This window comes from Variovorax sp. DAIF25, assembly GCF_050711835.1.
Lineage (GTDB): Bacteria > Pseudomonadota > Gammaproteobacteria > Burkholderiales > Burkholderiaceae_C > Variovorax.
Genome location: NZ_CP136636.1, coordinates 2,637,759 through 2,661,508 on the forward strand (window position 1 = coordinate 2,637,759; position 23,750 = coordinate 2,661,508).

The window sequence follows — 23,750 nt, forward strand, 5'->3', positions numbered from 1 at the left end:
GGATCAGGGCGTGAAGGTATCGCCGAGCACGATGCCTTCGCGCCGCGGATCGGCGCCGCCCGTGAGCACCGACTGGCCACCGACGTTGGTGCGGATGATGGTGCTGATGCCGCTGGACTGGGCGCCGAAGTTCACCGTGTGGCCGAGCGCGCGCAGGCCGGTGATCAGTGGGTCGTTGTTGCCCGAGTTCGAGGTGTCGATGGCTGGGTGCTCGCCGCCCACGTTGGTGGTCACGCTGTTGGTGGCGCCGAAGTCGACCAGCGAGGTCGCCTGTTGCGCATCGAGGCCCCAGTCGAGCGCGCCGACCACGGTCTTCACCACGTACTGGATGATCGTGCCGCCGCCCGGCGAGCCGGTGCCCATCACGAACTCGCCCATGCTGCCGTCGGTGTTCTTCTTGAACACCAGGGTCGGCGCCATCGTGCTGCGCGGACGCTTGCCCGGGGCGACGCGGTTGGCGACCTTGATGCTCGGGTCGGTGGTGTCGTTCGGGTTGGCCGAGAAGTCGGTCAACTGGTTGTTCAGCATGAAGCCCTGCGTCATGTGGAACGAGCCCAGCGTGCTCTCGACCGTGGTCGTCATCGTCACCACGTTGCCCTGCTTGTCGACCACCGTGAAGTGGGTCGTGCCATGCTCCTCGGTCTTGTCGATGCCCAGCGGCACGCTGCCGAGGTCGCCGGCCGCGGCCACGCCCATGCTCTTGGACAGGCTGATCAGGCTGGCCCGCTTCTGCAGGTACGGCTTGTTGAGCATCGTGTCGGCCGAGCCGCCGGGCAGCGGGATGAAGTCGGTGTCGGCCACGTACTTGTCGCGGTCGGCGTAGGCCAGGCGTTCGGCCTCGCTCACCAGGTGCACGCCCATCACGCTGGGCTTGCCGCCTTCGATGTCGATCGCGCTGGGCTTGTACAGGCTCAGGTTGAAGGTCTCGAGGATGCCGAGCGCCTGCACCACCGCGATGCCGCCGGACGAGGGCGGCGACATGCTGCAGACGTAGTAGTCACGGTAGGTGCCGCAGACCGGGTCGCGACGCTTGGCCACGTAGTTGGCCATGTCGGCCATGGTCGTCACGCCGGGCGTGATGGCCGAGCCGTCGTTGGCCGCGGTGGTGATGCCGATCTTGTCGACGATCGCCTGCGCGAGAGGGCCGGTATAGAACGCGTTGGCGCCCTCGTTGGCGAGCGTGGTCAGCGTCTTGGCGTAGGCCGGGTTCTTGAGCTTGGTGCCCAGGGCCTTCGGGGTGCCGTCGTCGTTGAAGAAATAGGCGGTTGCGTCGGCGTCGCGCTTGAGGTTGGAGGCCGACGAGGAGATCGCTGCGGCCATGCGGCCACCGATGGGGAAACCATCGGAGGCCAGCGTGATGCCGTAGCTGAAAAGGTCCTTCCATGGCAGCTTGCCGTGGTCCTTGTAAGCGACGTCGAGCATGCGCACGGCGCCCGGCGTGCCGATCGAGCGACCGCTGGCGCGGGCGTTGGGCTTGGGCGCTCCACTGGCGGAATCGGTCTGCACCGCGTAGCGCAGGTAGTTCTCGGTGGCCGCGGCGGGCGCCATCTCGCGTCCGTCGTAGGCCTGCACCTTCTTGGTCTTCGCGTCGTAGTGCAGCATGAAGGCGCCGCCACCCAGGCCGCTGGACTGCGGCTCGACCAGCCCTAGCACCGCCTGCACCGCGACCGCGGCGTCGACCGCGCTGCCGCCGGCCTTGAGGACGTCGCAGCCCGCGCGCGTGGCCAGCGGATGGTTGGCCACCACCATGTAGTTCTTCGCGTAGACCAGCTTGTGGCCGACCACGTAGCCCGAGGCCGGTTCGGGCGCGGCCGGATCGCCGGGATCGCCCGAGCCCACCACCACCTGCGTACCGCCGTCGCCGATCAGGCAGCCCTTGTCGGCTGCGGGCGGTGGCGGCGGGGTGTTGGCTGCGTTGATGGCGGCGATCGTCGCGATCAGCGCGGCGTTGTCCTGGCCGCCACCGCCGCCGCCGCCGCAACCGGCCACCGTCAATGCCAGCGCCAGGGGCGAGAGCGCCCACCAGGCGCGCGACTGGATCTTCTTCGTCATGGAGAGAGTTTCCCGAGTAGTTGTGTTGAAACGAGACGGGCGCTCCTCGCGCCCGCAACCATCATCAGCACATTTCATTCCACCCACCACGGGGTTTGCGCGCAGGCGCGCCATGGGGCCGCGCGCCGCGCGCCACAATAGCCGCCATGTCAGACGTGCATTCCGATCAACTGCTCAGCGAAGTGGCGGCCCTGCCGCAGCTGCCGGGCGTCTACCGCTACTTCGACGCCGGTGGCGCCGTGCTCTACGTGGGCAAGGCGCGCAACCTCAAGAAGCGGGTCGCCAACTACTTCCAGAAGAGCCACGGCGGCACGCGCATCGGCCACATGATCTCGAAGATCGCGCGCATGGAAACCACCGTGGTGCGTTCCGAGGCCGAGGCGCTGCTGCTCGAGAACAACCTCATCAAGACGCTCAAGCCGCGCTACAACATCCTGTTTCGCGACGACAAGAGCTACCCCTACCTCAAGATCGCCTCGCACCAGTTTCCGCGGCTGGCCTACTACCGCGGCGCGGTCGACAAGAAGCACCGCTACTTCGGGCCGTACCCGAGCGCCTGGGCCGTCAAGGAGTCGATCCAGCTGCTGCAGAAGGTGTTCAAGCTGCGCACCTGCGAGGACACGGTCTACGCCAACCGCACCCGGCCCTGCCTGCTCTACCAGATCAAGCGCTGCACCGGTCCCTGCGTGGGCCATATCTCGACCGAGGCCTACGCGCAGGACGTGGCGAGCGCCGAGGCCTTCCTGCGCGGCGACACGCAACTGGTGCTCACCACGCTCGAGCAGCGCATGACCTCGCATGCCGAGAAGCTGGAGTTCGAACAGGCGGCCGAGCTGCGCAACCAGATGTCGGCGATCTCGCGCGTGCTGCACCAGCAGTCGATCGAGATCGCCTCCGACAAGGATGTCGACATCCTCGCGGTCAAGGTGCAGGGCGGCAAGGCCTGCGTGAACCTGGCGATGGTGCGCGGCGGCCGTCATCTGGGCGACCGGCCCTATTTCCCGGTGCACGTCGAGGATGCCTCGTTGATGCAGCACGGTGAACTCGACAACGACGAGGGCGAGGGCGCCGCGCCCGCCGTCACCGATTCGGTCGAGGTGCAGGTGCTCGAGGCCTTCATCGCGCAGCACTACATCGACGTGCCGGTGCCGGCCACCTTGGTGCTCAGCGAAACCGTGGGCCGCGAGCTGATCGAGGCGGTGTCGCTGCAGTCGGGCACGCGCGTGACGGCGGTGTTCCAGCCGCGCGAGCAGCGCCGCCACTGGCTCGAGATGGCCGAGAAGAACGCCAGCCTGCAGCTGGCGCGGCTGCTGGCCGAGGAGGGCTCGCAGCAGGCCCGCACCCGCGCGCTGGCCGATGCGCTGGAGCTCGCGAGCGACGACCTCGACAACTTCCGCGTCGAGTGCTTCGACATCTCGCACACGGCGGGCGAGGCCACGCAGGCCTCGTGCGTGGTGTTCGAGCACCACGCGATGCAGAACAAGGAATACCGCCGCTACAACATCGACGGCATCACGCCCGGCGACGACTATGCGGCGATGCGCCAGGTGCTCCATCGCCGCTACGGCAAGCTGGCCGAGGCGATGGCCGCCGAGACCGAGGCGCTGCCGCCCGGCGATGCCGAGAGCGAAGGCGCCGAGGGTGTCGAGGGTGCCGCGGCGCCGGCACGGGCCCGGGGCGCGCGCATGCCGGAGCTGGTGCTGGTCGACGGCGGCAAGGGCCAGGTGTCGATGGCGCGCGAGGTGTTCAGCGAGCTGGGCCTGCCGCTGTCGCTGATCGTCGGGGTCGAGAAGGGCGAGGGCCGCAAGGTCGGCCTCGAGGAACTGGTGTTCGCCGACGGCCGCGAGAAGGTCTACCTGGGCAAAGATTCGGCGGCGCTGATGCTGGTGGCCCAGATCCGCGACGAGGCGCACCGCTTCGCCATCACCGGCATGCGCGCCAAGCGCGCCAAGGTGCGCGTGGGCGGCAGCCAACTCGAGGACATCCCGGGCATCGGCCCGAAGCGCCGGGCCCGGCTGCTGCAGCGCTTCGGCGGCATCCGCGGCGTGGCGGCGGCGAGCGTGGAAGACATCGCCTCGGTCGAGGGCATCGCCTTCGATCTGGCCGAGGAAATCTACCGTGCGCTGCACTGAAGCCGGCGGCGCGGAAGCGGGGCGCCGGCACGGCTTTGTCCCCGTTCTCGATTCCGGCGTTTTCGCGTGACACAATCGAGCGCATGTTCTGGACCCTGCCGACCATCATGACCTGGACGCGCATCGTCGCGATCCCCCTGATCGTCGGCGTGTTCTACCTGCCCATCGCCGACCCGATGCGCAATGTGATCGCCACGGTCATGTTCATCGTGTTCGCGGCCACCGACTGGCTCGACGGCTTCCTGGCGCGCAAGCTCAACCAGACCTCGGCCTTCGGCGCCTTCCTCGACCCGGTGGCCGACAAGTTCCTGGTCTGCGCCTCGCTGCTGGTGCTGGTGCACCTGAACCGGGCCGACGTGTTCGTGGCGCTGATCATCATCGGCCGCGAGATCGCGATCTCGGCGCTGCGCGAATGGATGGCCCAGATCGGCGCCAGCAAGAGCGTGGCGGTGCACATGATCGGCAAGGTCAAGACGACCGTGCAGATGGTCGCGATCCCGTTCCTGCTCTACGACGGGCAGCTGTTCGGCTTCATCGACACTGGCCTGTGGGGCCAGTGGCTGATCTGGGTCTCGGCCGTGCTCACCGTGTGGTCGATGGTCTATTACCTGCAAAAGGCCATTCCCGAGATCCGGGCCCGGGCCAAATGAGCGCCGCCTCAGCCCGCGAGGCGGGCTGGTTGCGGGCCATGCCCGCGGTCTTCGTGCTGATCTGGAGCACGGGCTTCATCGTCGCGCGCTACGGCATGCCGCATGCGCCGCCCTTCAAGTTCCTGGCCGTGCGCTTCGTGCTCTCGTTCCTCTGCTTCGGCCTGTGGGTCGCGCTGGCGCGCGTGGCCTGGCCTTCGACCCGGGCGCAGTGGGGGCACCTCGCGGTCACCGGCATCCTGATGCAGGCCGGCTACCTCGGCGGCGTCTGGGCCGCGGTGCGCGCGGGCATGGGCTCGGGGCTGGTCGCGCTGCTGGTCGGCATCCAGCCGGTGCTGACCGCGATCTGGATGTCCTTCAACGGCGGGCGCGTGTCGCCGCGGCAGTGGCTGGGTCTCGCGCTGGGCTTCGCGGGGCTGGTGCTGGTGGTGTGGCGCAAGCTGGGCGACGGCTCGGAGGTCAATGCCGAGACCATGAGCCTGGCGCTCATGGCGCTCGGGGCGATCACCGCGGGCACTCTCTATCAGAAGCGCTTCGTCGCGCCCTGCGACGTGCGCAGCGCCAGCGCGGTGCAGATGGCGGCGGCCGTGGTCGTGACCTTGCCGTTCGCGCTGCTCGAGCCCGAGGCCATCGCGTGGAACGCGCATTCGATCGGCGCGATGGCCTGGTCGGTGCTCGCGCTGTCGCTGGGTGGGAGTTCGCTGCTCTACATACTGATCCAGCGCGGCACCGCGACCGCGGTCACGAGCCTGCTCTACCTGGTGCCGCCTTGCACGGCCCTCATGGCCTGGCTGCTGTTCCGCGAGCAGATCACGCTGGCCACGCTGCTGGGCACGGCGCTCACGGCGGTGGGCGTGAGCCTGGTGGTGCGCGCGGCCCGCTGAGGCGCGAGGGGCGTTCGCCTAGCGCGCGGGCTTCCAGGGCTCGCCACGAAAGCGTTCGGCCAGGTGGTCGACCAGCAGCCGCACCCGCCGCGGCGTCTTCGGCCGCCAGGGCGCGATCCAGTGGATGTCGGCATCGGGCATCGCGTACTGCGGCAGCACCCGCACCAGCGCGCCCGAGGCCAGTTGCGGCGCGATGTCCCAGAGGCTGCGCAGCATGATCCCGTGGCCCGCCAGGCACCAGTCGCGGACCATCTCGCCCGAATTGCTCGACAGCGGCCCCTGCACCCGCACGCGCGCCGTGCTGCCGTCGCGGCCGTGCCGCAGCGACCACAGCGCGTATTCCTGCCGATGGATCTCGCCGTTCTCGCGCGCGACCAGGCAGTCGTGCGTGGCCAGGGCCTCGACGCTCGTCGGCGTGCCGCGGCGCGCGAGGTAGGAGGGCGCGGCCGCCAGCACGCGCTGGTTGCGCGCGATGCGGCGCGAGACCCAGTCCGAGGCGTGGCGCTGCTGCACCGCCCACAGCCACAGCGCACCGTCGTAGCCTTCGGCGCCCAGGTCGGGCAGGCGCTCGGTCAGTTGCAGCTCGATGCGCAGGGCTGGATGGCCGGCCTGGAATTCCGCCAGGGCCGGACCGAGCCAGCGCCGGCCGAAGCCGAAGGTGGCGGCCAGCCGCACCGCGCCCGTGAGTTCGTTCTGGCGCTCGCCGAGTTCGCCCTCGAGCGCCGCGAAGCCTTCTAGCAGCTGCTTCGCATGCCGGCACACGGCCTCGCCCTCGGCCGTGACGCTGAGCCGGCGCGTGGTGCGGTCGAACAGCCGCTGGCCCAGCCGCGCCTCGAGCGCGCCGAGCCGCTTGGTGACCACCGAAGGCACGACGTCGAGCGCGCCGGCCGCGCCCGCGAGGCTGCCGTGTTCGCGGATGGCGAGCGCCAGTGCCAGGTCGCCGCGCTCCAGTGCCAATGAATTCATGCCAGAACGGAAAGTATGAATTGGCCGATTGTTGCTTGATGGACCCGGGTGCGCAACGCACAATCGCCGCGTGACCGCCTCCTTCCTCGACTTTCCCGTCTTCGACATCGAACGCGATGGCGTGCGCGTGCATGGCCGCATCGGCGGCAGTGGGGCACCCCTGCTGTTGCTGCACGGACACCCGCAGACGCACGCCATCTGGCACCGTGTCGCGCCCGCGCTGGCCGAGCGCTTCACCGTGGTGGCGATCGATCTGCGCGGCTACGGCGATTCGGGCCGGCCCGCGGCCGATGCCGCGCACGAGAACCACGGCAAGCGCGCGATGGCGCTCGATGCGATCGCGGCGATGCGGCACCACGGCTTCGAACGCTTCGGCGTGCTCGCGCACGACCGCGGCGCGCGCGTGGCGCACCGGCTCGCGGCCGACCATCCAGCCGCGGTCGAACGCATGCTGCTGCTCGACATCGCGCCCACGCTCGCCATGTACGAGCACACCTCGGAAGCCTTCGCGCGCGCCTACTGGCACTGGTTCTTCCTGATCCAGCCGCCGCCGCTGCCCGAGGCGCTGATCGCCTCCGATCCGGTGCGCTACGTGCGCAGCGTGATGGGCGGGCGCCACGCGGGGCTCGCGCCCTTCGCGCCCGAGGTGCTCGCGGAGTACGAGCGCTGCGCGGCCATTCCGGGCAGCGCCGAATCCATCTGCGAGGACTACCGCGCCTCGGCCGGCATCGACCTCGATCACGACCGCGCCGACATCGCCGCGGGCGCGCGGCTCGCGATGCCGCTGCGCGTGCTGTGGGGCGCGCACGGCGTGGTCGGACACGCCTTCGACGTGCTGGCGCTGTGGCGCGAGCGCGCCGACCGGGTCGAGGGGCATGCGCTGCCCTGCGGCCACTACGTTCCCGAGGAGGCGCCGGGCGAACTGCTCGCCGAGGCACTCGACTTCTTTGCACCGCTCATCCCATCGGAAGGACCCAGACCATGACCACCCACAGAATCGCAGTCATCGCCGGCGACGGCATCGGCAAGGAAACCACGCCCGAGGGCGTGCGCGTGCTCGATGCGGCGGCGCGCAAGTTCGGCATCGACCTGAAGTTCGACCACTTCGACTTCTCGAGCTGGGACTACTGCGAGAAGCACGGCAAGATGCTGCCCGACGACTGGAAGGACCAGATCGGCGGCCACGATGCCATCTTCTTCGGCGCGGTCGGCTGGCCCGAGAAGATCGCCGACCACATCTCGCTGTGGGGCTCGCTGCTGCTGTTCCGCCGCGAGTTCGACCAGTACATCAACCTGCGTCCCGCGCGCCTCATGCCCGGCATCGTCGCGCCGGTGGTGCGCCGCGACGGCTCGCCGCGCCAGCCCGGCGAGATCGACATGTACATCGTGCGCGAGAACACCGAGGGCGAGTACTCGAGCATCGGCGGGCGCATGTACGAAGGCACGCCGCGCGAGATCGTGGTGCAGGAGACCGTGATGTCGCGCGTGGGCGTGGACCGCGTGCTCAAGTTCGCGTTCGAGCTCGCGCAGTCGCGGCCGAAGAAGCACCTGACCAGCGCCACCAAGTCGAACGGCATCTCGATCACCATGCCCTACTGGGACGAGCGCGTGGCCGAGATGGCGAAGGCCTATCCGGGCGTGACGCTCGACAAGTTCCACATCGACATCCTCACCGCGCACTTCGTGCAGCGGCCCGACTTCTTCGACGTGGTGGTGGCGAGCAACCTGTTCGGCGACATCCTCTCCGACCTGGGACCTGCCTGCACCGGCACCATCGGCATCGCGCCGAGCGCCAACCTCAACCCCGAGCGCACCACGCCCTCGCTGTTCGAACCGGTGCATGGCTCGGCGCCCGACATCGCGGGCAAGGGGATCGCCAACCCGATCGGCCAGATCTGGTGCGGCGCGATGATGCTGGAGTTCCTCGGCCACAAGGACGCGCACGACGCGATCCTGTCGACCATCGAGAAGGTGCTCGCGCCCGGAAGCGGTGCGCCGCGCACACCCGATATCGGTGGCAAGGCGAGCACCAGCGACCTCGGAAAAGCGATCGCCGAGGCCTTGTGAGACGGCTGCGGCCCCGGCGGAAAAAGGTCTTCGCGAAACGCCCCTAGAATCGCGCGCTCCGCTGCGCCGCACGGGCTGATGTCGTATTGACACCCCGCAGGCCAGTGGTTGTAATCCCCGATGGCAGCGCGCTGCCGGGGCGTCAGGCCTGCCAAGCTTCTGCGTCGCACCACGTCGCGACCGACTCGCCAGCCGACGAAAGCCGACCAACTTTTTTCTACAAGGGGCCCTTGTGAACAAGACCGAACTGATTGAGCACATCGCAAAGAACGCCGATATTTCCAAAGCAGCCGCCACGCGCGCGCTCGAATCCACCATCGGCGCCATTCGTACAACGCTCAAGAAGGGCGGCTCCGTGTCGCTCGTCGGTTTCGGTACTTTTGCAGTCGGTAAACGTGCGGCCCGTACGGGTCGCAATCCCCGCACCGGCGACGCGATTAAAATCAAGGCCGCCAAGATTCCGAAGTTCCGTCCCGGCAAGGCCCTCAAGGACGCGTTGAACTAAGTCGACGACGAGAACTCGGAAGAAAAGTATTCCCGGTGGGGTGCTTAGCTCAGCTGGTAGAGCGGCGCCCTTACAAGGCGTAGGTCGGGGGTTCGAGCCCCTCAGCACCCACCACCACCCGATGCAAAGGCGAACAACGGTTCGCCTTTTTTATTGCCGTCCGACAGCCACCGCATGAGAGTGTTCAAGCATGTTTGATTTCTTCCGCAAGTACAACAAGATCATGATGATTGTCTTGTTCTTGCTGATCATCCCGTCGTTCGTGCTGTTCGGCGTCGAGCGCTACCAGGGCTTTTCCAAGGACGAGGCCGTCGCGCATGTCGATGGCGCCAGCATCACGCGGCCCGAATGGGATGCGCAGCATCGCGTGGAAACCGACCGCATCCGCCAGCAGTCGCCCAACGTCGACCCGCTGGTGCTCGACTCCGATGCGCTGCGCTACGCCACGCTCGAGAAGATGGTTCGCGACCGCGTGCTGACGGTGGCGGCCAACAAGGCCAACATGACGGTCTCCGAGGAACGCCTCTCGCGCATCTTCGCGCAGGATCCGGGCCTCGCGACCTTCCGCACGCCCGAGGGCAAGTTCGACCGCGACGCCTTCCAGCGCGTGACCGGCCGCACCCCCGAGCAGTACGAGGCCTCGATGCGCGCCGAACTCGCCACGCAGCAACTGCTGCTGGGCGTGTCGGGCACCACCTTCACGCCGCCCGCGCTGGCCGCCGCCACCATCAACGCGTTCTACGAGCAGCGCGAGATCCAGGTGTCGCGCTTTGCGCCCGAGGGCTTCGCGTCGAAGGTCACGGTCAGCGATGCCGACATCGAGACCTACTACAAGGACCACACGTCGCAGTTCCAGGCGCCCGAGCAGGCGAGCATCGAGTACCTGCTGCTCGACCTCGAAGCGGCCAAGAAGAACGTGACTGTCAACGAGGCCGAGCTCAAGAGCTACTACGACCAGAACACCTCGCGCTTCGGCACCAAGGAAGAACGCCGTGCGAGCCACATCCTGATCACCGCGGCCGCCAGCGCGCCGGCCGCCGATCGCGCCAAGGCGAAGGCCAAGGCCGAGCAACTGCTGGCCGACGTGCGCAAGGCGCCCAACACCTTCGCCGATGTCGCGCGCAAGAACTCGCAGGACCCGGGCTCGGCAGAGAAGGGCGGCGACCTCGACTTCGTCACGCGCGGCGCGATGGTCAAGCCTTTCGAAGACGCGATGTTCGCGTTGAAGAAGGGCGAGATCAGCAACGTCGTCGAGACCGAGTTCGGCTATCACATCATCCGCCTGGACGACATCAAGCCCGCCGTGGTGCCGCCGTTCGAGCAGGTGCGTGCCACCCTCGAGAACGACTACCGCGCCCAGCAGGCCACGCAGGAGTTCGCCAAGGCTGCCGAGACCTTCACCGATGCGGTGTACCAGCAGCCCGATAGCCTGAAGCCGGCGGCCGAGAAGCTCAAGCTCACGATCCAGACCGCGACCAATATCGGCCGCACGGCCGCGCCCGGTGCGACCGGGCCGCTCGCGAGCCGCAACTTCCTGAGCGCGCTGTTCTCGCCCGATTCGCTGAGCCGCAAGCAGAACACCGAAGCGATCGAGGTCGGCACCAACCAGCTCGCCTCGGGCCGCGTGACCCAGTACTCGGCCGCGCATCCGATCCCGCTGGCCGACGTGAAGGACAAGATCCGCGCACAGCTCGTCACCGAGCGCGCGGCAGCGCTCGCGAAGACCGAGGGCGAGGCCAAGCTCGCGGCCTGGACCACGAAGGCGGACGGCGCCAACTTCGCGGCGCCCGTCACCGTGTCGCGCACCGATGCGAAGGCGCAGCCGGGCGTGGTGGTCGAGGCCGCGCTGCGTGCCGACGCCAGCAAGCTGCCGACCCTGGTCGGCGTCGACCTCGGCACGCAGGGCTATGCCGTGGTGCGCGTGACCAAGGCCGTGCCGCGCACCGCGCCGACGGCGGAAGTCGCGAAGCAGGAGAACGCGCAGGTCGGCCAGTCGATCGCCGCCGCCGAAGACGCCGCCTACTACAACCTGCTGAAGGACCGCTACAAGGCCGAGATCCTGGTGCCGCGTCCCGCGACCGACGGACTGCCGTTCGCCGGCGCACGCTGACCGGTCGCGCCGCGAGGCGCTTCCTCTTCTCTTCGCGGGCCGCCTTGTGCGGCCCGTTGCTTTTTCCGTCTCGCGTGGGACAAGCGCCGCGGTCGCTTCTTGCCAGAATCCGCGCATGGGAACTCTCTACCTCGTGCGCCATGGCCAGGCCAGCTTCGGCGCTGCCGACTACGACAACCTGAGCGAACTGGGCCACAGGCAGTCGGTGCGGCTCGGCGAGTACTGGCGCGAGCGCGGCATGCGTTTCGACGCCGTGATCACCGGCACCTTGCGCCGGCATCGGCAGACCTGGGAAGGCATCGCGCAGGGCCTCGGTCTGACGCGCGACGACGTGCTGCCGTGGCCCGGCCTCAACGAGTACGACAGCGAGGCGGTGATCGCCACCATCCACGAAGGCAAGCTCGAGAAGCCCGATTCGCCCGAGATGTACCGGCATCACTTCCGCCTGCTGCGCGAAGGACTGGGTGCCTGGATGCAGGGACGCACGAAGCCGGTCGGCATGCCCAGCTACGTGGACTTTCTCGCGGGCGTGACCACCGCGCTCGACCATGTGCGCGACAAGCACCATGGGGCCAAGGTGCTCGTGGTGTCGAGCGGCGGCCCGATCAGCACGGCGGTGGGCCATGTGCTGGGCACCAGCCCCGAGACCACGATCGAGCTCAACCTGCGCATCCGCAACTCGTCGGTGACCGAGTTCGCCTTCACGCCCAAGCGCCACATGCTGGTGACCTACAACACGCTGCCGCATCTCGACGGGCCGGCGTACGAGGACTGGGTCACCTATTCCTGAAGCGCGCCTTCGCGCTCAGGCCTGCCAGACGCCGTAGCCCGCCTTGCGCAGGGCGATGCCGAGTTCGACTTCCATCGAGCGCGCGTCTTCGTAGTTCATCGGGTTGTAGCGCTCGTAGAGCGCGGGCAGCAGGTGCAGGCCGTAGTCCTGTACGAAGCTGTTGGCCTGGATGCCGGCCTTGTGCTTGTCGAAGCGGATGTCGGGATCGAGCCCGGTCATGCCCACGTAGACGAAGGGCTTGCCGAGCTGGTAGTCGGGATTGGCGCGCCGGAAGCGGCCGATGTTCCAGACGCGGTCGTCGAGCTCGACCACGTAGACATGGTGGTGCGCGCGGGGTTTGCGTGGCATCGGCCCCGCCCGATGGCCCGGCGGCTCAGCTCTTGCGCTTGATGAGACCGTAGAGGATCAGCAGCACGATCGCGCCGAGCACCGACGCGATGAAGCCGGCGCCCTGGCCGGCGGTGTACCAGCCGAGCGACTGGCCGACGTAGGTGACGATCAGCGAGCCCGCGATGCCGATCAGCGTGGTGACGATGAAGCCCGCGGAATCGTCGCCCGGCTTGACGGCGCGTGCCACCAGACCTACGACGAAACCGATCAGGATGGTCCAGACGATGCTCATGAGTGATCCCTTTGGTTCGTGAATGAAGCGGCGCCCGCATGGCAGGGCGCGGCCATGATAGCGGCCGGATGCGCCGCGCGGGCGCTGCGAAAGCGCGTGCCGGCGAATCGGGATGCAAGGCTGCGCAATTTGGCGCCGCCGGCTGCGGCCGGCCCGCTGTGGCGTCCTACAGGGCTGCGGCGAACGGGGCGCTATACCCTTGGCATGCTCGAAAAGTTGCCCGAAGTCATCGGCCAGGCCCTGCACGGCGTGCGTGCCGGCCTGGACAAGATCGTTTTCAATACGCTCGGCCTGCGCGAAGGCATGGCCTCTATTTCACTGACCAGCGTGGCCTTTGCCGATCACACGCCGATTCCGCCGCGCTACACGGCTGATGGCGAAGGACTGTCGCCGCCCCTGCAGTGGGAGGGCGTGCCGCAAGGCGCCGCCTCGCTGCTGCTGGTGGTGGAGGACGCGGATTCGCCCACGCCGAACCCGCTGGTGCATGCCATCGTCGTCAGCCTGCCGCCCGGCGACACCCGGCTGGTCGAGGCGGCGCTGCCGAGCCAGGGCAACGAAGGGCAGGACACGGTGCATGCCGGGCGCAATTCCGGGCTGCAGGCAGCCTGGCTGCCGCCCGATCCGCCGCCCGGCCATGGCGTGCATCGCTATGCCTTCCAGCTGTTCGCGCTCGACCGGGCACACGAGTTCTCGGTGGCGCCCGGGCGGGACGAGGTGGTCGACGAACTGAAGGCGCATGCGATCGCCAGCGGCCTGCTGATCGGCACCTTCGAGCGATCGGATGGTTCGATCCGGCAGAAGGACGCCGCGCACGAGGAGGCGCCACAGGTGGCGCCTTCCGGCCCGCTGGCGGCGGGTTGAGTGGGCCGCGCGCATCATTCTTTCAAACCGGGGTCGGGCGCGCGGCTTTTATGGCTATAATCGTGGACTCTATTACGGTGGCTGTAGCTCAGCTGGTAGAGTCCCAGATTGTGATTCTGGTCGTCGTGGGTTCGAGTCCCATCAGCCACCCCATATGAATTCCGAAGAAACGGCCCTGGAGCGATCCAGGGCCGTTTTTCTTTTGGGGCGCGGCTATAGCGCCTTTTGCATGCAATGCCGGGCCGGGCATTTCTTTCCTGCTTCCGAATAGGCGCGAACGAGCCGAAACGGGCCGCCGCGGTACCGCGGCATTCAATTTTTTCGCTCTGCCATTGCCGCCGAGCGTTCAAAACCCTGGTCCAGCCTTCGATCTCGCCCAGGAACGGGGCGTTTTACCCCCTCGGCTGTTGTAAAACGCCAAGCGGCCCGGATTTTTCTGCTCGGGTTTGCTCAAAATCAATTGCAAACTGAATTAAACTGCGGGCGTTTTCATTTACAGGAGTTCGCCAATGGCCTCGACGCTCGCAGATATCAATTCCCAGATCCAGAAGCACGACGAACAGATCGCGCAATTGCGCAAGCAGGCCGAAGAACTGCGCAACCATGAACGTGCCGGGGTGATCGAGGAGATTCGCAAGAAGATCGCCGACTATGGTCTGACCGCGTCGGATTTGAAGCTTTCGGCCGGCCGTGCCGTTTCCGTCAAGCGCGCCGCCAGCACGCCGGCGCCCAAGGCCGCCGCCAAGTACCGCAGCCCGACCGGCGAAACCTGGTCCGGTGGCCGTGGCCGCAAGCCGCGCTGGGTGACCGAGGCGCTGGCCGCCGGCAAGTCGCTGACGGATTTCGAGATCAAGTGAGCGTGGTGCGCGAACACGCGCTGGCCGACTCCGCAATAAAAAAGCCCGCATGCGCGGGCTTTTTTATTGCGTGCATGGACACCCGTCTCGCGATGCCCAGGTCCGTGGCGATCAGTTCACCATCACGAGCTTTCCCTTGACGCCACGCGAGCCCATGTGCGCGTAGGCGGCTTTCAATTCGGCCATCGGCATCGTGCTGTCGATCACCGGCTTGATCTTTCCCTGGCCATACCATTGCGCCAATTCCGCCATCATCTGCGCGTTGGCCTTCGGTTCGCGCTTGGCGAAATCGCCCCAGAACACGCCGACCAGCGACGCGCCTTTCAACAGCGTGAGGTTCAATGGCAGCGAGGGAATCGGGCCCGACGCAAAACCCACGACCAAATAGCGGCCGCGCCATCCGATCGAGCGAAATGCGGGTTCCGCGAAATCGCCGCCGACCGGGTCGTATATGACGTCCGGGCCTTTGCCGTCGGTCGCGGCCTTGATGGCATCCCTGAAACCGTTCGGCAGCGCATGCGTGGTGTAGTTGATCGTCGCGTCGGCACCGATCGAACGGCACAGCTCGCATTTCTCGTCGGTGGAAGCCGCCGCGATCACCTTGGCGCCGGCCGCCTTGGCGATCTGGATGGCGGCCGTGCCCACGCCGCCCGCCGCGCCGAGCACCAGCACGGTTTCGCCGGCCTTGAGCTGCGCGCGGTCCATCAGGGCATGCCACGAGGTCGCGTAGATCATGATGAAGGCGGCCGCGTCGACATGGCCGAAGCCTTCGGGCAGCGGCATGCACAGTGCCGCGGGCGCCAGCGTGTGGGTGGCGAAGCCGCCGGTGCCCGAGAGGCAGGCGACGTTCTGGCCGACCTTGAGGTGCGTGACGCCTTCGCCCACGGCCTGCACGATCCCCGCGTACTCCGAGCCGGGCACGAAGGGCAGCGGCGGCTTCATCTGGTACTTGTTCTGCACGATCAGCAGGTCGGGGAAATTCAGGCTCGCGGCCCGGATCTCGATCAGCACCTGGCCCGGGCCGGGTGTCGGCGTGGGCAGCTCTTTCCAGGTGAGCGCGTCGACGCCGACGGGGTTCTCGCAAAGCCATGCGTGCATGCTCGGTCTCCTTCGAAACGGGTAGTAATGTTGAGGCAATGAAGCGCGCGATGATAGGCGTCGCCCTCGCGTGTCCTTGTCCCTGCTGCGACGCACCCGACGCCTACAATCCGTTGCACCGCACCGCATCATGAAGATACTCATTTCCAACGACGATGGCTTCCAGGCGCCAGGCATCGTCGCACTGCACGACGCGCTCAAGGATCTGGCCGACGTCGAGGTGGTGGCGCCCGAGCACAACAACAGCGCCAAGTCGAATGCGTTGACGCTGGCCGCACCGCTCTACGTCCACACCGCGCACAACGGCTTCCGCTACGTGACCGGCACCCCGGCCGACTGCGTGCACATCGCGCTCAAGGGCCTGCTCGGCTACCGGCCCGACCTCGTGGTCTCGGGCATCAACAACGGCGCCAACATGGGCGACGACACCATCTATTCGGGCACCGTCGGCGCGGCCATGGAGGCCTACCTGTTCGGCATTCCCGCGATCGCGTTCTCGCAGATCGAGAAGGGCTGGGCCCATGTCGACGCGGCGGCCCAGGTGGCGCGCCGGCTGGTGCAGCGCATCGAGCGCGAGCGCATGCTCGAGGGTGGCGCCTTTCTTTTGAACGTCAACGTGCCGAACCGGCCGTTCGACGAGCTCAAGCCGGTGAAGGTGTGCCGCCTGGGCCGCCGCCACGCGGCCGAGAAGGTCATCACGCAGGAAAGCCCGCGTGGCGACACGATGTACTGGATCGCCGGCGCGGGCAGCGCCAAGGACAGCGGCGAGGGCACCGACTTCCATGCCACGGCCGAGGGCCACGTGGCGCTGACGCCGTTGCAGATCGACCTGACCGACCACGCCAACCTGGGCCAGTGGCGCGACGCGGTGGTCCGGCTCGCCGACTGACATGGCGACCCAACGGCCTGGATTTCCGGCTCGCCTCGCGCCCACCGTCTCGGCTTCGACGCCGGCTTCGTCCGCGCTGCGCGGACGGCAGCCCGCCGTGTCGCCCAAGCCGCCGGTCCCGTCGACGCCATCGATGGCCTCCGACGCGGTGCGCGCGCGCATGGTGCAGAAACTGGCCGCGCAGGGGATTTCGGATGCGCGCGTGCTGCGCGCCATGGGCGCGGTCGAGCGGCATCGCTTCGTCGACAGCGCGCTGGTCAACCAGGCCTATGAAGACACCAGCCTGCCGATCGGACTGGGCCAGACCATCTCCAAGCCCAGCGTCGTTGCGCGCATGATCGAACTTTTGCTCGCGGCCCCGGCTCTGAGTGGCAAGCCGCAGGACCGTCTGGGGCGCGTGCTCGAGATCGGCACCGGTTGCGGCTACCAGGCCGCGGTGTTGAACCACGTGGCCACGGAGGTCTACAGCATCGAAAGGTTGCGCGGCCTGCACGAGCGGGCACGGACCAATCTGCGGCACTTCCGGCTGGCCACGGTTCACCTGATGTTCGGCGACGGCATGGTCGGCTACGCCAAGGGCGCACCCTATGCGGGCATCATCGCCGCCGCCGGTGGCGAGGCGGTGCCCGAAGCCTGGATCGAACAGCTCGCGGTGGGAGGGCGGATCGTCGCGCCGACGCACTCGGCGAAGGGCGGCCAGGCCCTCGTCGTGATCGACAAGACGGCCCGCGGTCTCGAGCGCCTCATTCTTGAGGCGGTTCACTTTGTCCCCCTAAAATCGGGCGTTGCTTGAAGGAATAACAAATGCAGGGTTTTGGCAATCGGAGTTGGTACGCTGGCGTCACGTTGGCCGTCGTGCTCGTGATCGCGGGGTGTTCCACGCCGCGGGGCCCGGCACCGGTCGAAGACCGCGGCACGATGACCCGCGCCCCCGGCGCGGCCGCGCCCGTTCCGGGCGGTCCGACCATCACCACCGACGCCTCGGGCAAGCCGCTGGCCGGCATCGAGAACTTCGGCAAGCCGGGCTACTACGCCGTGCGTCCCGGCGACACCATCCGCCGCATCGCCAACGACACCGGCCAGACCTGGCAGAACCTCGTTCGCTGGAACAACCTCGACAACCCCGACCTGATCGAGGTGGGGCAGGTGCTGCGCGTGATTCCGCCCTCGGGCCCGGGTTCCACCGTGGCCGCCGCGCCGTCGGCACCGAACGAGAACGGCGTCGTCACCAAGCCGGTGACGCCGCAGCCCGCGGTCGTGCCTGGCGCGGCCGCGAGCGGTGCCGCCGCTGCGGGCGCCAAGCCGCCGGTCACGGCCTCGCCCTCGAGCCCGGCTGCATCGGGTGGCGACGAAGACATCGGCTGGATCTGGCCCGCCCATGGTTCGCTGATCGCGGGCTTCGACGATGCCAAGAACAAGGGCTTCGACATCAGCGGCAAGGCCGGCGACCCGGTGCTGGCCGCGGCCGACGGCCGCGTGGTGTATGCGGGTGCGGGCCTGCGCGGTTACGGCAACCTGATCATCCTGAAGCACAACAACACCTACCTCACGGCCTACGCGCACAACCAGACGCTGCTCGTGAAGGAAGACCAGTCGGTCCAGAAGGGCCAGAAGATCGCGGAGATGGGCAGCAGCGATGCCGATCGCGTGAAGCTGCACTTCGAGATCCGTCGTCAGGGCAAGCCGGTCGATCCGGCGCGCTACCTCCCGAACCGGTGATGCCATGGCCGGTTCCCGCTCCCGTCGCACGCTGCCCGTGCGTCGGTCGGCGGGCAGCACGGCCGAAGCGGTATCCGGCGGTGAGGCCTCACCGCCTGTCTCGTCCCCCGACGGCCTGATCGCGCCCGAACCGAACGCCGAAGCGCTCGCGCGCACAGGCGACGACACGGCCGACGCGCTCACCGTCTACCTGCGCCGCATCCGGCGCACCGAGCTTTTCACCCCCGAGCAGGAATACGCGGCTGCCTGCGCCGCGCGGGCCGGCGACTTCGCGGCGCGCCAGTCCATGATCGAGCACAACCTGCGGCTCGTGGTCAACATCGCCAAGGCCTACCTCAACCGCGGCGTGCCGTTCTCCGACCTCATCGAGGAGGGCAACCTCGGCCTGATGCACGCGATCACCAAGTTCGAGCCCGAGCGCGGCTTCCGTTTCTCGACCTATGCGACCTGGTGGATACGCCAGTCGGTCGAGCGCGCGCTGATGACCCAGTCCCGCACGATCCGCCTGCCGGTGCACATCGTGCGCGAACTGCAGCAGGTGCTGCGCGCGCGCCGCACGCTCGAGGGCGATCCCGAGTTCCTGGCGCGCCGGCCCGACGGGGTGCGCGTGGAAGACGTGGCGGCGCTGCTGGGCTCGGACGTGCAGTCGGTGGCCGACCTGCTGGCGCTGGCCGAGGCGCCGCGCTCGCTCGACGCGGGCGAGTCGTATGGCGAAGAGAGCTACGCGCTGTCCGACTCGGTCGCTGCCGACAGCGAGGAGAGCGATCCCACGGGCGCGACGCAGGCGCACGAGGTCGAGCGCCTGCTCGACAGCTGGGTGACCGCGCTCGATGCGCGCGAGCGCGAGGTGCTCGAAGGCCGCTACGGCCTGCACGACCGCGAGCCCGAAACGCTCGAGGTGCTCAGCGTGCGGCTGGGCCTGACGCGCGAGCGCGTGCGCCAGATCCAGAACGAGGCGCTCGCGAAGATGCGGCGCCAGCTCGCGCGTTCGGGCGTGGGTCGGGACGCCTTGTTCTAGCCCTGGCGGGTTCCGCGCGAGGGCCTCTTCCCACGCTGAGACAATCGGGGCATGACGGAATCCATCAAGAAAGATAAATCCCCCACGGACACCCCCACGAACGCCGGCGGCGAATGGCTGCACGTGGAATCGCTGGACCTCGATGCGCAGGGCGTGGCGCACAAGGCCGACGGCATGGTCGTGTTCATCGAGGGTGCGCTGCCCTTCGAAGAGGTGCAGCTCAACGTGCATCGCCGCAAGAACAACTGGGAGCAGGGCACGGTCACGCAGATCCGGCGCGAGTCCTCGCAGCGCGTGCGGCCCGGCTGCCCGCACTTCGGGCTGCACACGGGCGCCTGCGGCGGCTGCAAGATGCAGCATCTCGACGCCGCGGCGCAGGTGGCGGTGAAGCAGCGCGCGCTCGAGGACAACCTCTGGCACCTCGGCAAGGTCCGTCCCGAGAACCTGCTGCGTCCGCTCGAAGGCCCGGCCTGGCACTACCGCTACCGCGCGCGACTGTCGGTGCGCCACGTGGTCAAGAAGGGCACGGTGCTGATCGGCTTTCACGAGCGCAAGAGCCGCTACCTGGCCGACATGCAGGTCTGTCCCGTGCTGCCCAAGCAGGTCAGCCAGATGCTGATGCCGCTGCGCGCGCTGATCGCCTCGCTCGACGCGCGCGACACCTGCCCGCAGATCGAATTGGCCTGCGGCGATGCGCCGGGCACCCAGGCGCTCGGCACCATCGCGCTGGTGCTGCGGCATCTCGAGCCGCTGTCGGGCGCCGACATCGGTCGCCTCAAGGCCTTCGCCGCGAAGAACGAGCAGGTGCAATGGTGGTTGCAGCCCAAGGGGCCCGACACGGTGCGGCTGCTGGAGGAGGGCGGCACGCCGCTGGCCTACGGGCTGCCCGAGTTCGGCGTGACGATGCCGTTCCGGCCCACCGACTTCACGCAGGTCAATCCGCACATCAACCGCGCGCTCGTGGGCAAGGCGCTGCGCCTGCTCGACGTGCAGTCCGACGAGCGCGTGATCGACTGGTTCTGTGGCCTCGGCAACTTCACGCTGCCGCTGGCGAGCCGCGCGCGCGAGGTGCTGGGCATCGAGGGCAGCGACACGCTGGTGGCGCGGGCCACCGAGAACTTCCGCAAGAACCAGCCCGCGACACCGGCACGGCGCGCGCTGTCGCCGGCGTCGTTCGTGGCGCGCAACCTGTTCGAGATGACGCCCGAGATGCTGGTCGCCGACGGGCAGGCCGACAAGTGGCTGGTCGACCCGCCGCGCGAGGGCGCCTTCGCGCTGGCCAAGGCGATGGCCGACCTGCACCAGCAACCCGAGCTGCGCACCGGCGGCTGGACGCCGCCGAAGCGCATCGTCTACGTGAGCTGCAATCCGTCGACGCTGGCGCGCGATGCCGGCTTGCTGGTGCACCAGGCCGGCTATCGCTGCACGCACGCGGGCGTGGTCAACATGTTCCCGCACACGGCGCACGTGGAGTCGATCGCGGTGTTCGAGCGCGAATGAGGCGGGCCTGACGCCGCAATGAGAAAGGGCCCCGAAGGGCCCTTTCTTTTTTCACCGATCGATGGCCGCCGGGCCATCGAAAGAGGAAGCGTCAGTCGCGTTCACCGCCCGCGAGGCCCAGCAGCGCCAGCAGGCTCTGGAACACGTTGAACAGGTCGAGGTACAGGGCGAGGGTCGCGCTGATGTAGTTGGTTTCGCCGCCGTCGATGATCTGCTTCAGGTCATAGAGCATGTAGGCCGAGAAGATGCCGATGGCGGCGACCGAGATTGCGAACATGCCGGCGGTCGAGCCGACGAACACGTTGATGACCGCGCCGACCATCAGCACCATCGCGCCGACGAAGAGCCACTTGCCCATGCCCGACAGGTCGCGCTTGATCACGGTGGCCAGCGAGGCCATCACGAAGAACACGCCGGCGGTGCCGCCGAAGGCCGTCATGATCAGTTCGGGACCGTTCTTGAAGCCCAGCACCATCGAGATCAGGCGCGAGAGCATCAGGCCCATGAAGAAGGTGAAGGCCAGCAGCACCGGCACGCCGGCGGCCGAGTTCTTGGTCTTCTCGATCGCGAACATGAAGCCGAAGGCACCGCCGAGGAAGACGATGAGCCCGAGGCCGCCGGTCAGCGAACGGGTGATGCCGGTCTGCACGCCCAGCCAGGCGCCCAGCACGGTGGGAAGAAGGCTCAGCGCCAGCAGCCAGTAGGTGTTGCGCAGCACGCGTTGGCGGTCAGCCTGCGGCAGCACCTGGCCGTAGCCGGTGGAAGTGTCGAGGGTTGTAACGCGGTCGTTCATGGCCGAAGCTCCTGTGGTTGCTGCCGTAGCAGTTGGGCGCATTCTAGAAGTCTGCAAGAGCGCGGCTCGCAAAGACCGTATGGGGGGTGTTCCTTAGACGGCGCGCCGTCCGACAGGGGGAGGCCGCACGGCGGGCCGGTATGCTCTGGGGTTCGACGCAACAAGACTTTGATCACCATCATGCAAACCAAATCATTCCTTGAACTCGCCGATGTCAAGCTGATCGCCGCCGCCGCCGAAGCCGAGGCGCTCAAGAACAACTGGGCCGTGACGATCGCCATCGCCGACGACGCGGGCAACCTGCTGTGGCTGCAGCGCCTCGACGGCGCGGCCGCGCTGTCCTCGCACATCGCTCCGGCCAAGGCCCACACGGCCGCCCTGGGCCGCCGCGAGAGCAAGGTCTACGAGGACATCATCAACGGCGGCCGCACTGCTTTCCTGACGGCACCGCTGGTGCACGGCCTGCTCGAAGGCGGCGTGCCGATCGTGAAGGACGGCCACGTGATCGGTGCCGTGGGCGTGAGCGGCGTGAAGTCGAACGAGGATGCGCAGGTCGCCAAGGCCGGCATCGCGGCACTCGGCCTCTGAGCTGCCGCACGGGCGCCTCGGCGCCCTGCACGAACGAAAACGCCGACTCGAGAGTCGGCGTTTTGCATTGGACGTTCAGCGTGAAAAAAAGCTTGGCTAGTCGGCGAACCGTTGGCTAGCAAAAAACGACCCTTCGGAGAAATGAATCTCCTGGAGTCGCCCCACGATGAAACTTGCGCGAGGGGCGGGCTGACCGGGACCTACTTGGTCAGGATCAGCTTGCCCAGTTTGGTGGCCTGCAGGCGGTACAGCGAGCCGTTGTGCATGATGCCGACGGTCTTGCTGCCCTTGAGCAGCTCGGTGCTCTCGACCATCGGAACCGGTCGTTGAGCCTGGATGGTGGCGTGACCGCCGCCCGATTGATCGAGCGAAGGGTGGCTCAGAACAGCAAAGGCGTTGGTGGTGGCTGGCATCTCGAATTCCTCTTATCGAAGCGATGATTGAATGATAATAATTCTCAACAAGAAGTCAATCGCTGCGATGAAAAATTTTGTGACCCGCGGAGCAGTTATTTCGCGTCGGGTTCGGTGATGAAACCGATCTTGCGCACGCCGGCTTCGCGCGCCTCCGACATCGCCTTGGCCACGCGCTCGTAGCGCACCGCCTTGTCGCCGCGGATGTGCAGCTCGGGCTGCGGCTCCTTGGCGGCCTCGGCGGCGAGGCGGGTGGGCAGCTCGCTGTCGGAGATCTTCTGATCGTTCCAGTAGTAGTCGCCCTCGGCCGTCACGCTGAACAGGATGTTCTCGGGCTTCGGCTGCTCGGGTTCGCTGGTGGCGCGCGGCAGGTCGATGTTCACCGCGTGCTTCATCACCGGCACGGTGATGATGAAGATGATCAGGAGCACCAGCATGACGTCGACCAGCGGCGTCATGTTGATCTCGTTCATCACCTCATCGGGTTCGTCTTGGGTTCCGAAAGCCATGATGCTCAGCCCTTCTTGAGCGGAACCACGATCGATTCGGCACCGCTCTGGACACGGGCACCGGTCACGAAGTAGGCGTGCAGGTCGTGCGCGAAGGCGTTGAGCTTGGTCAGCACGAACTTGTTGCCGCGCACCAGGGCGTTGTAGCCGAGCACGGCGGGGATGGCGACCGCGAGGCCCAGGGCCGTCATGATCAGCGCTTCGCCGATCGGGCCCGCGACCTTGTCGATCGTGGCCTGGCCGGCCGAGCCGATGCTCATCAGCGCGTGGTAGATGCCCCAGACGGTACCGAACAGGCCGATGAAGGGCGCGGTCGAACCGACCGACGCCAGCACGGCCAGGCCGGTCTGCAGGCGCGCGGTGAAGGCGTCGATGCCGTTGCGCAGCGAACGCGTGATCCAGTCGCTGACGTCGAGCGCGTCATGCAGGTGCGCCTTGGTGTTGCGGTGATGCGCGGCGGCTTCGCGGCCCTCGAGCGCCAGGGCGCGGAAGGGGTTGCTGTCGTCCTTGCCGAGCTTGTTGAGCGCGGTGGCGAAATCCTCGCTGTGCCAGAAGTCCTGCGACTGCTTGGCGAGACGCTTGTAGCGGATGACGTCGAGCGCCTTGACGATGATCACGATCCACGACGCGAGCGACATGGCGATCAACAGCACCGCGACGGCCTTGGTGACGAAGTCGCCTTGGTGCCAGACATTCATCAAGCCAAATTGGGAATCCATAGGGGTCTCAG

At 67.6% G+C, this 23,750-nt stretch carries 25 protein-coding genes and 2 tRNA genes; 18 read left to right on the forward strand and 9 right to left on the reverse strand.

All coding sequences use genetic code 11. The features are described from left to right. Window positions 1-3: 3 nt before the first annotated feature. Window positions 4-2,052: a gamma-glutamyltransferase gene (ggt, locus tag R0232_RS12015; RefSeq protein ID WP_431512243.1), complete on the reverse strand. Its 2,049-nt coding sequence runs from the start codon at window positions 2,050-2,052 to the stop codon at window positions 4-6. Between the two features lie 146 nt (window positions 2,053-2,198). Between ggt and uvrC the strand changes: the two genes are divergently transcribed. From uvrC to R0232_RS12030, 3 genes are all read left to right on the forward strand, one after another. Further along, the gene (gene uvrC / locus R0232_RS12020) at window positions 2,199-4,184 is read left to right on the forward strand and encodes an excinuclease ABC subunit UvrC (protein WP_431512244.1); all 1,986 of its coding nucleotides are present in this window, start codon (window positions 2,199-2,201) and stop codon (window positions 4,182-4,184) included. Between the two features lie 83 nt (window positions 4,185-4,267). After that, a complete protein-coding gene (gene pgsA, locus R0232_RS12025) occupies window positions 4,268-4,834 on the forward strand; it encodes a CDP-diacylglycerol--glycerol-3-phosphate 3-phosphatidyltransferase (protein WP_057590401.1) in 567 nt (188 codons plus the stop codon). Then, complete coding sequence (locus tag R0232_RS12030; protein ID WP_093343038.1) at window positions 4,831-5,715, forward strand: DMT family transporter; 885 nt, start codon at window positions 4,831-4,833, stop codon at window positions 5,713-5,715. The genes pgsA and R0232_RS12030 overlap by 4 nt, the downstream gene beginning before the upstream one ends. 18 nt (window positions 5,716-5,733) lie before the next feature. On the opposite strand, the gene R0232_RS12035 is transcribed toward R0232_RS12030, so the two are convergent. Further along, the gene (locus R0232_RS12035) at window positions 5,734-6,681 is read right to left on the reverse strand and encodes a LysR family transcriptional regulator (RefSeq protein WP_431512245.1); all 948 of its coding nucleotides are present in this window, start codon (window positions 6,679-6,681) and stop codon (window positions 5,734-5,736) included. Between the two features lie 70 nt (window positions 6,682-6,751). Between R0232_RS12035 and R0232_RS12040 the strand changes: the two genes are divergently transcribed. The 6 genes from R0232_RS12040 (at window position 6,752) to R0232_RS12065 (ending at window position 12,153) form a co-directional block, all read left to right on the forward strand. Next, the gene (locus R0232_RS12040) at window positions 6,752-7,666 is read left to right on the forward strand and encodes an alpha/beta fold hydrolase (protein WP_431512246.1); all 915 of its coding nucleotides are present in this window, start codon (window positions 6,752-6,754) and stop codon (window positions 7,664-7,666) included. Next, window positions 7,663-8,748, forward strand: coding sequence for a tartrate dehydrogenase (locus tag R0232_RS12045; RefSeq protein ID WP_093343032.1), 1,086 nt, complete (start codon window positions 7,663-7,665; stop codon window positions 8,746-8,748). The genes R0232_RS12040 and R0232_RS12045 overlap by 4 nt, the downstream gene beginning before the upstream one ends. Before the next feature lie 232 nt (window positions 8,749-8,980). Next, window positions 8,981-9,253, forward strand: coding sequence for an HU family DNA-binding protein (locus R0232_RS12050; protein ID WP_007830705.1), 273 nt, complete (start codon window positions 8,981-8,983; stop codon window positions 9,251-9,253). Window positions 9,254-9,291: 38 nt separating this feature from the next. Continuing rightward, window positions 9,292-9,367 (forward strand) — tRNA-Val (locus R0232_RS12055). A 76-nt stretch (window positions 9,368-9,443) separates the two neighbouring features. Continuing rightward, window positions 9,444-11,363, forward strand: a complete 1,920-nt coding sequence (locus R0232_RS12060) for a SurA N-terminal domain-containing protein (protein WP_431512247.1) — start codon at window positions 9,444-9,446, stop codon at window positions 11,361-11,363. A gap of 115 nt (window positions 11,364-11,478) precedes the next feature. Further along, window positions 11,479-12,153, forward strand: coding sequence for a histidine phosphatase family protein (locus R0232_RS12065; protein WP_208512135.1), 675 nt, complete (start codon window positions 11,479-11,481; stop codon window positions 12,151-12,153). 15 nt (window positions 12,154-12,168) lie between these two features. On the opposite strand, the gene R0232_RS12070 is transcribed toward R0232_RS12065, so the two are convergent. Together R0232_RS12070 and R0232_RS12075 are read right to left on the reverse strand one after the other, a co-directional pair. Beyond that, window positions 12,169-12,501: a hypothetical protein gene (locus tag R0232_RS12070; protein ID WP_093343026.1), complete on the reverse strand. Its 333-nt coding sequence runs from the start codon at window positions 12,499-12,501 to the stop codon at window positions 12,169-12,171. Between the two features lie 25 nt (window positions 12,502-12,526). Further along, a complete protein-coding gene (locus R0232_RS12075) occupies window positions 12,527-12,775 on the reverse strand; it encodes a GlsB/YeaQ/YmgE family stress response membrane protein (protein WP_093343024.1) in 249 nt (82 codons plus the stop codon). A gap of 204 nt (window positions 12,776-12,979) precedes the next feature. On the opposite strand from R0232_RS12075, the gene R0232_RS12080 reads away from it, so the two are divergent. The 3 genes from R0232_RS12080 to R0232_RS12090 all read left to right on the forward strand — a co-directional run bounded on the left by R0232_RS12080 (window position 12,980) and on the right by R0232_RS12090 (window position 14,493). Next, window positions 12,980-13,636: a YbhB/YbcL family Raf kinase inhibitor-like protein gene (locus R0232_RS12080; RefSeq protein WP_431512248.1), complete on the forward strand. Its 657-nt coding sequence runs from the start codon at window positions 12,980-12,982 to the stop codon at window positions 13,634-13,636. Window positions 13,637-13,713: 77 nt separating this feature from the next. After that, window positions 13,714-13,789, forward strand: a tRNA-His gene (locus tag R0232_RS12085). 356 nt (window positions 13,790-14,145) lie between these two features. Beyond that, entirely contained in the window at window positions 14,146-14,493 is a 348-nt protein-coding gene (locus R0232_RS12090; protein ID WP_093343020.1) for an H-NS family nucleoid-associated regulatory protein, read from the forward strand. A gap of 111 nt (window positions 14,494-14,604) precedes the next feature. Here the strand turns inward: R0232_RS12090 and R0232_RS12095 are convergent, their stop codons facing one another. Beyond that, window positions 14,605-15,591, reverse strand: coding sequence for an NADPH:quinone oxidoreductase family protein (locus R0232_RS12095; protein WP_057590318.1), 987 nt, complete (start codon window positions 15,589-15,591; stop codon window positions 14,605-14,607). 130 nt (window positions 15,592-15,721) lie between these two features. Between R0232_RS12095 and surE the strand changes: the two genes are divergently transcribed. From surE to rlmD, 5 genes are read left to right on the forward strand one after another with little or no spacing between them, the layout of a single operon-like run. Further along, window positions 15,722-16,480 (forward strand): 5'/3'-nucleotidase SurE, encoded by a 759-nt coding sequence (gene surE, locus R0232_RS12100; protein WP_093343018.1) that lies wholly within the window; start codon window positions 15,722-15,724, stop codon window positions 16,478-16,480. Between the two features lies 1 nt (window position 16,481). Beyond that, a complete protein-coding gene (locus R0232_RS12105; protein WP_431512249.1) occupies window positions 16,482-17,273 on the forward strand; it encodes a protein-L-isoaspartate(D-aspartate) O-methyltransferase in 792 nt (263 codons plus the stop codon). Between the two features lie 11 nt (window positions 17,274-17,284). Continuing rightward, entirely contained in the window at window positions 17,285-18,199 is a 915-nt protein-coding gene (locus tag R0232_RS12110; RefSeq protein WP_431512250.1) for a peptidoglycan DD-metalloendopeptidase family protein, read from the forward strand. A 4-nt stretch (window positions 18,200-18,203) separates the two neighbouring features. Further along, window positions 18,204-19,217 (forward strand): sigma-70 family RNA polymerase sigma factor, encoded by a 1,014-nt coding sequence (locus R0232_RS12115; protein WP_431512251.1) that lies wholly within the window; start codon window positions 18,204-18,206, stop codon window positions 19,215-19,217. A 51-nt stretch (window positions 19,218-19,268) separates the two neighbouring features. Next, window positions 19,269-20,717: a 23S rRNA (uracil(1939)-C(5))-methyltransferase RlmD gene (gene rlmD, locus R0232_RS12120; RefSeq protein ID WP_093343011.1), complete on the forward strand. Its 1,449-nt coding sequence runs from the start codon at window positions 19,269-19,271 to the stop codon at window positions 20,715-20,717. 91 nt (window positions 20,718-20,808) lie between these two features. Here the strand turns inward: rlmD and R0232_RS12125 are convergent, their stop codons facing one another. Then, entirely contained in the window at window positions 20,809-21,510 is a 702-nt protein-coding gene (locus R0232_RS12125) for a Bax inhibitor-1/YccA family protein (protein ID WP_093343010.1), read from the reverse strand. 180 nt (window positions 21,511-21,690) lie between these two features. Here R0232_RS12125 and R0232_RS12130 point away from each other — a divergent pair, with 180 nt between their 5' ends. Beyond that, a complete protein-coding gene (locus tag R0232_RS12130) occupies window positions 21,691-22,098 on the forward strand; it encodes a GlcG/HbpS family heme-binding protein (RefSeq protein WP_093343471.1) in 408 nt (135 codons plus the stop codon). 200 nt (window positions 22,099-22,298) lie between these two features. Here R0232_RS12130 and hemP read toward each other — a convergent pair whose 3' ends face one another. From hemP to R0232_RS12145, 3 genes are all read right to left on the reverse strand, one after another. Then, window positions 22,299-22,511, reverse strand: a complete 213-nt coding sequence (gene hemP, locus R0232_RS12135; protein WP_093343008.1) for a hemin uptake protein HemP — start codon at window positions 22,509-22,511, stop codon at window positions 22,299-22,301. Window positions 22,512-22,606: 95 nt separating this feature from the next. After that, on the reverse strand, window positions 22,607-23,020 hold the full coding sequence (locus tag R0232_RS12140; RefSeq protein ID WP_093343007.1) for an ExbD/TolR family protein: 414 nt from the start codon (window positions 23,018-23,020) through the stop codon (window positions 22,607-22,609). 5 nt (window positions 23,021-23,025) lie between these two features. Then, window positions 23,026-23,739, reverse strand: a complete 714-nt coding sequence (locus R0232_RS12145; RefSeq protein WP_057590302.1) for a MotA/TolQ/ExbB proton channel family protein — start codon at window positions 23,737-23,739, stop codon at window positions 23,026-23,028. Between the last annotated feature and the right edge of the window lie 11 nt (window positions 23,740-23,750).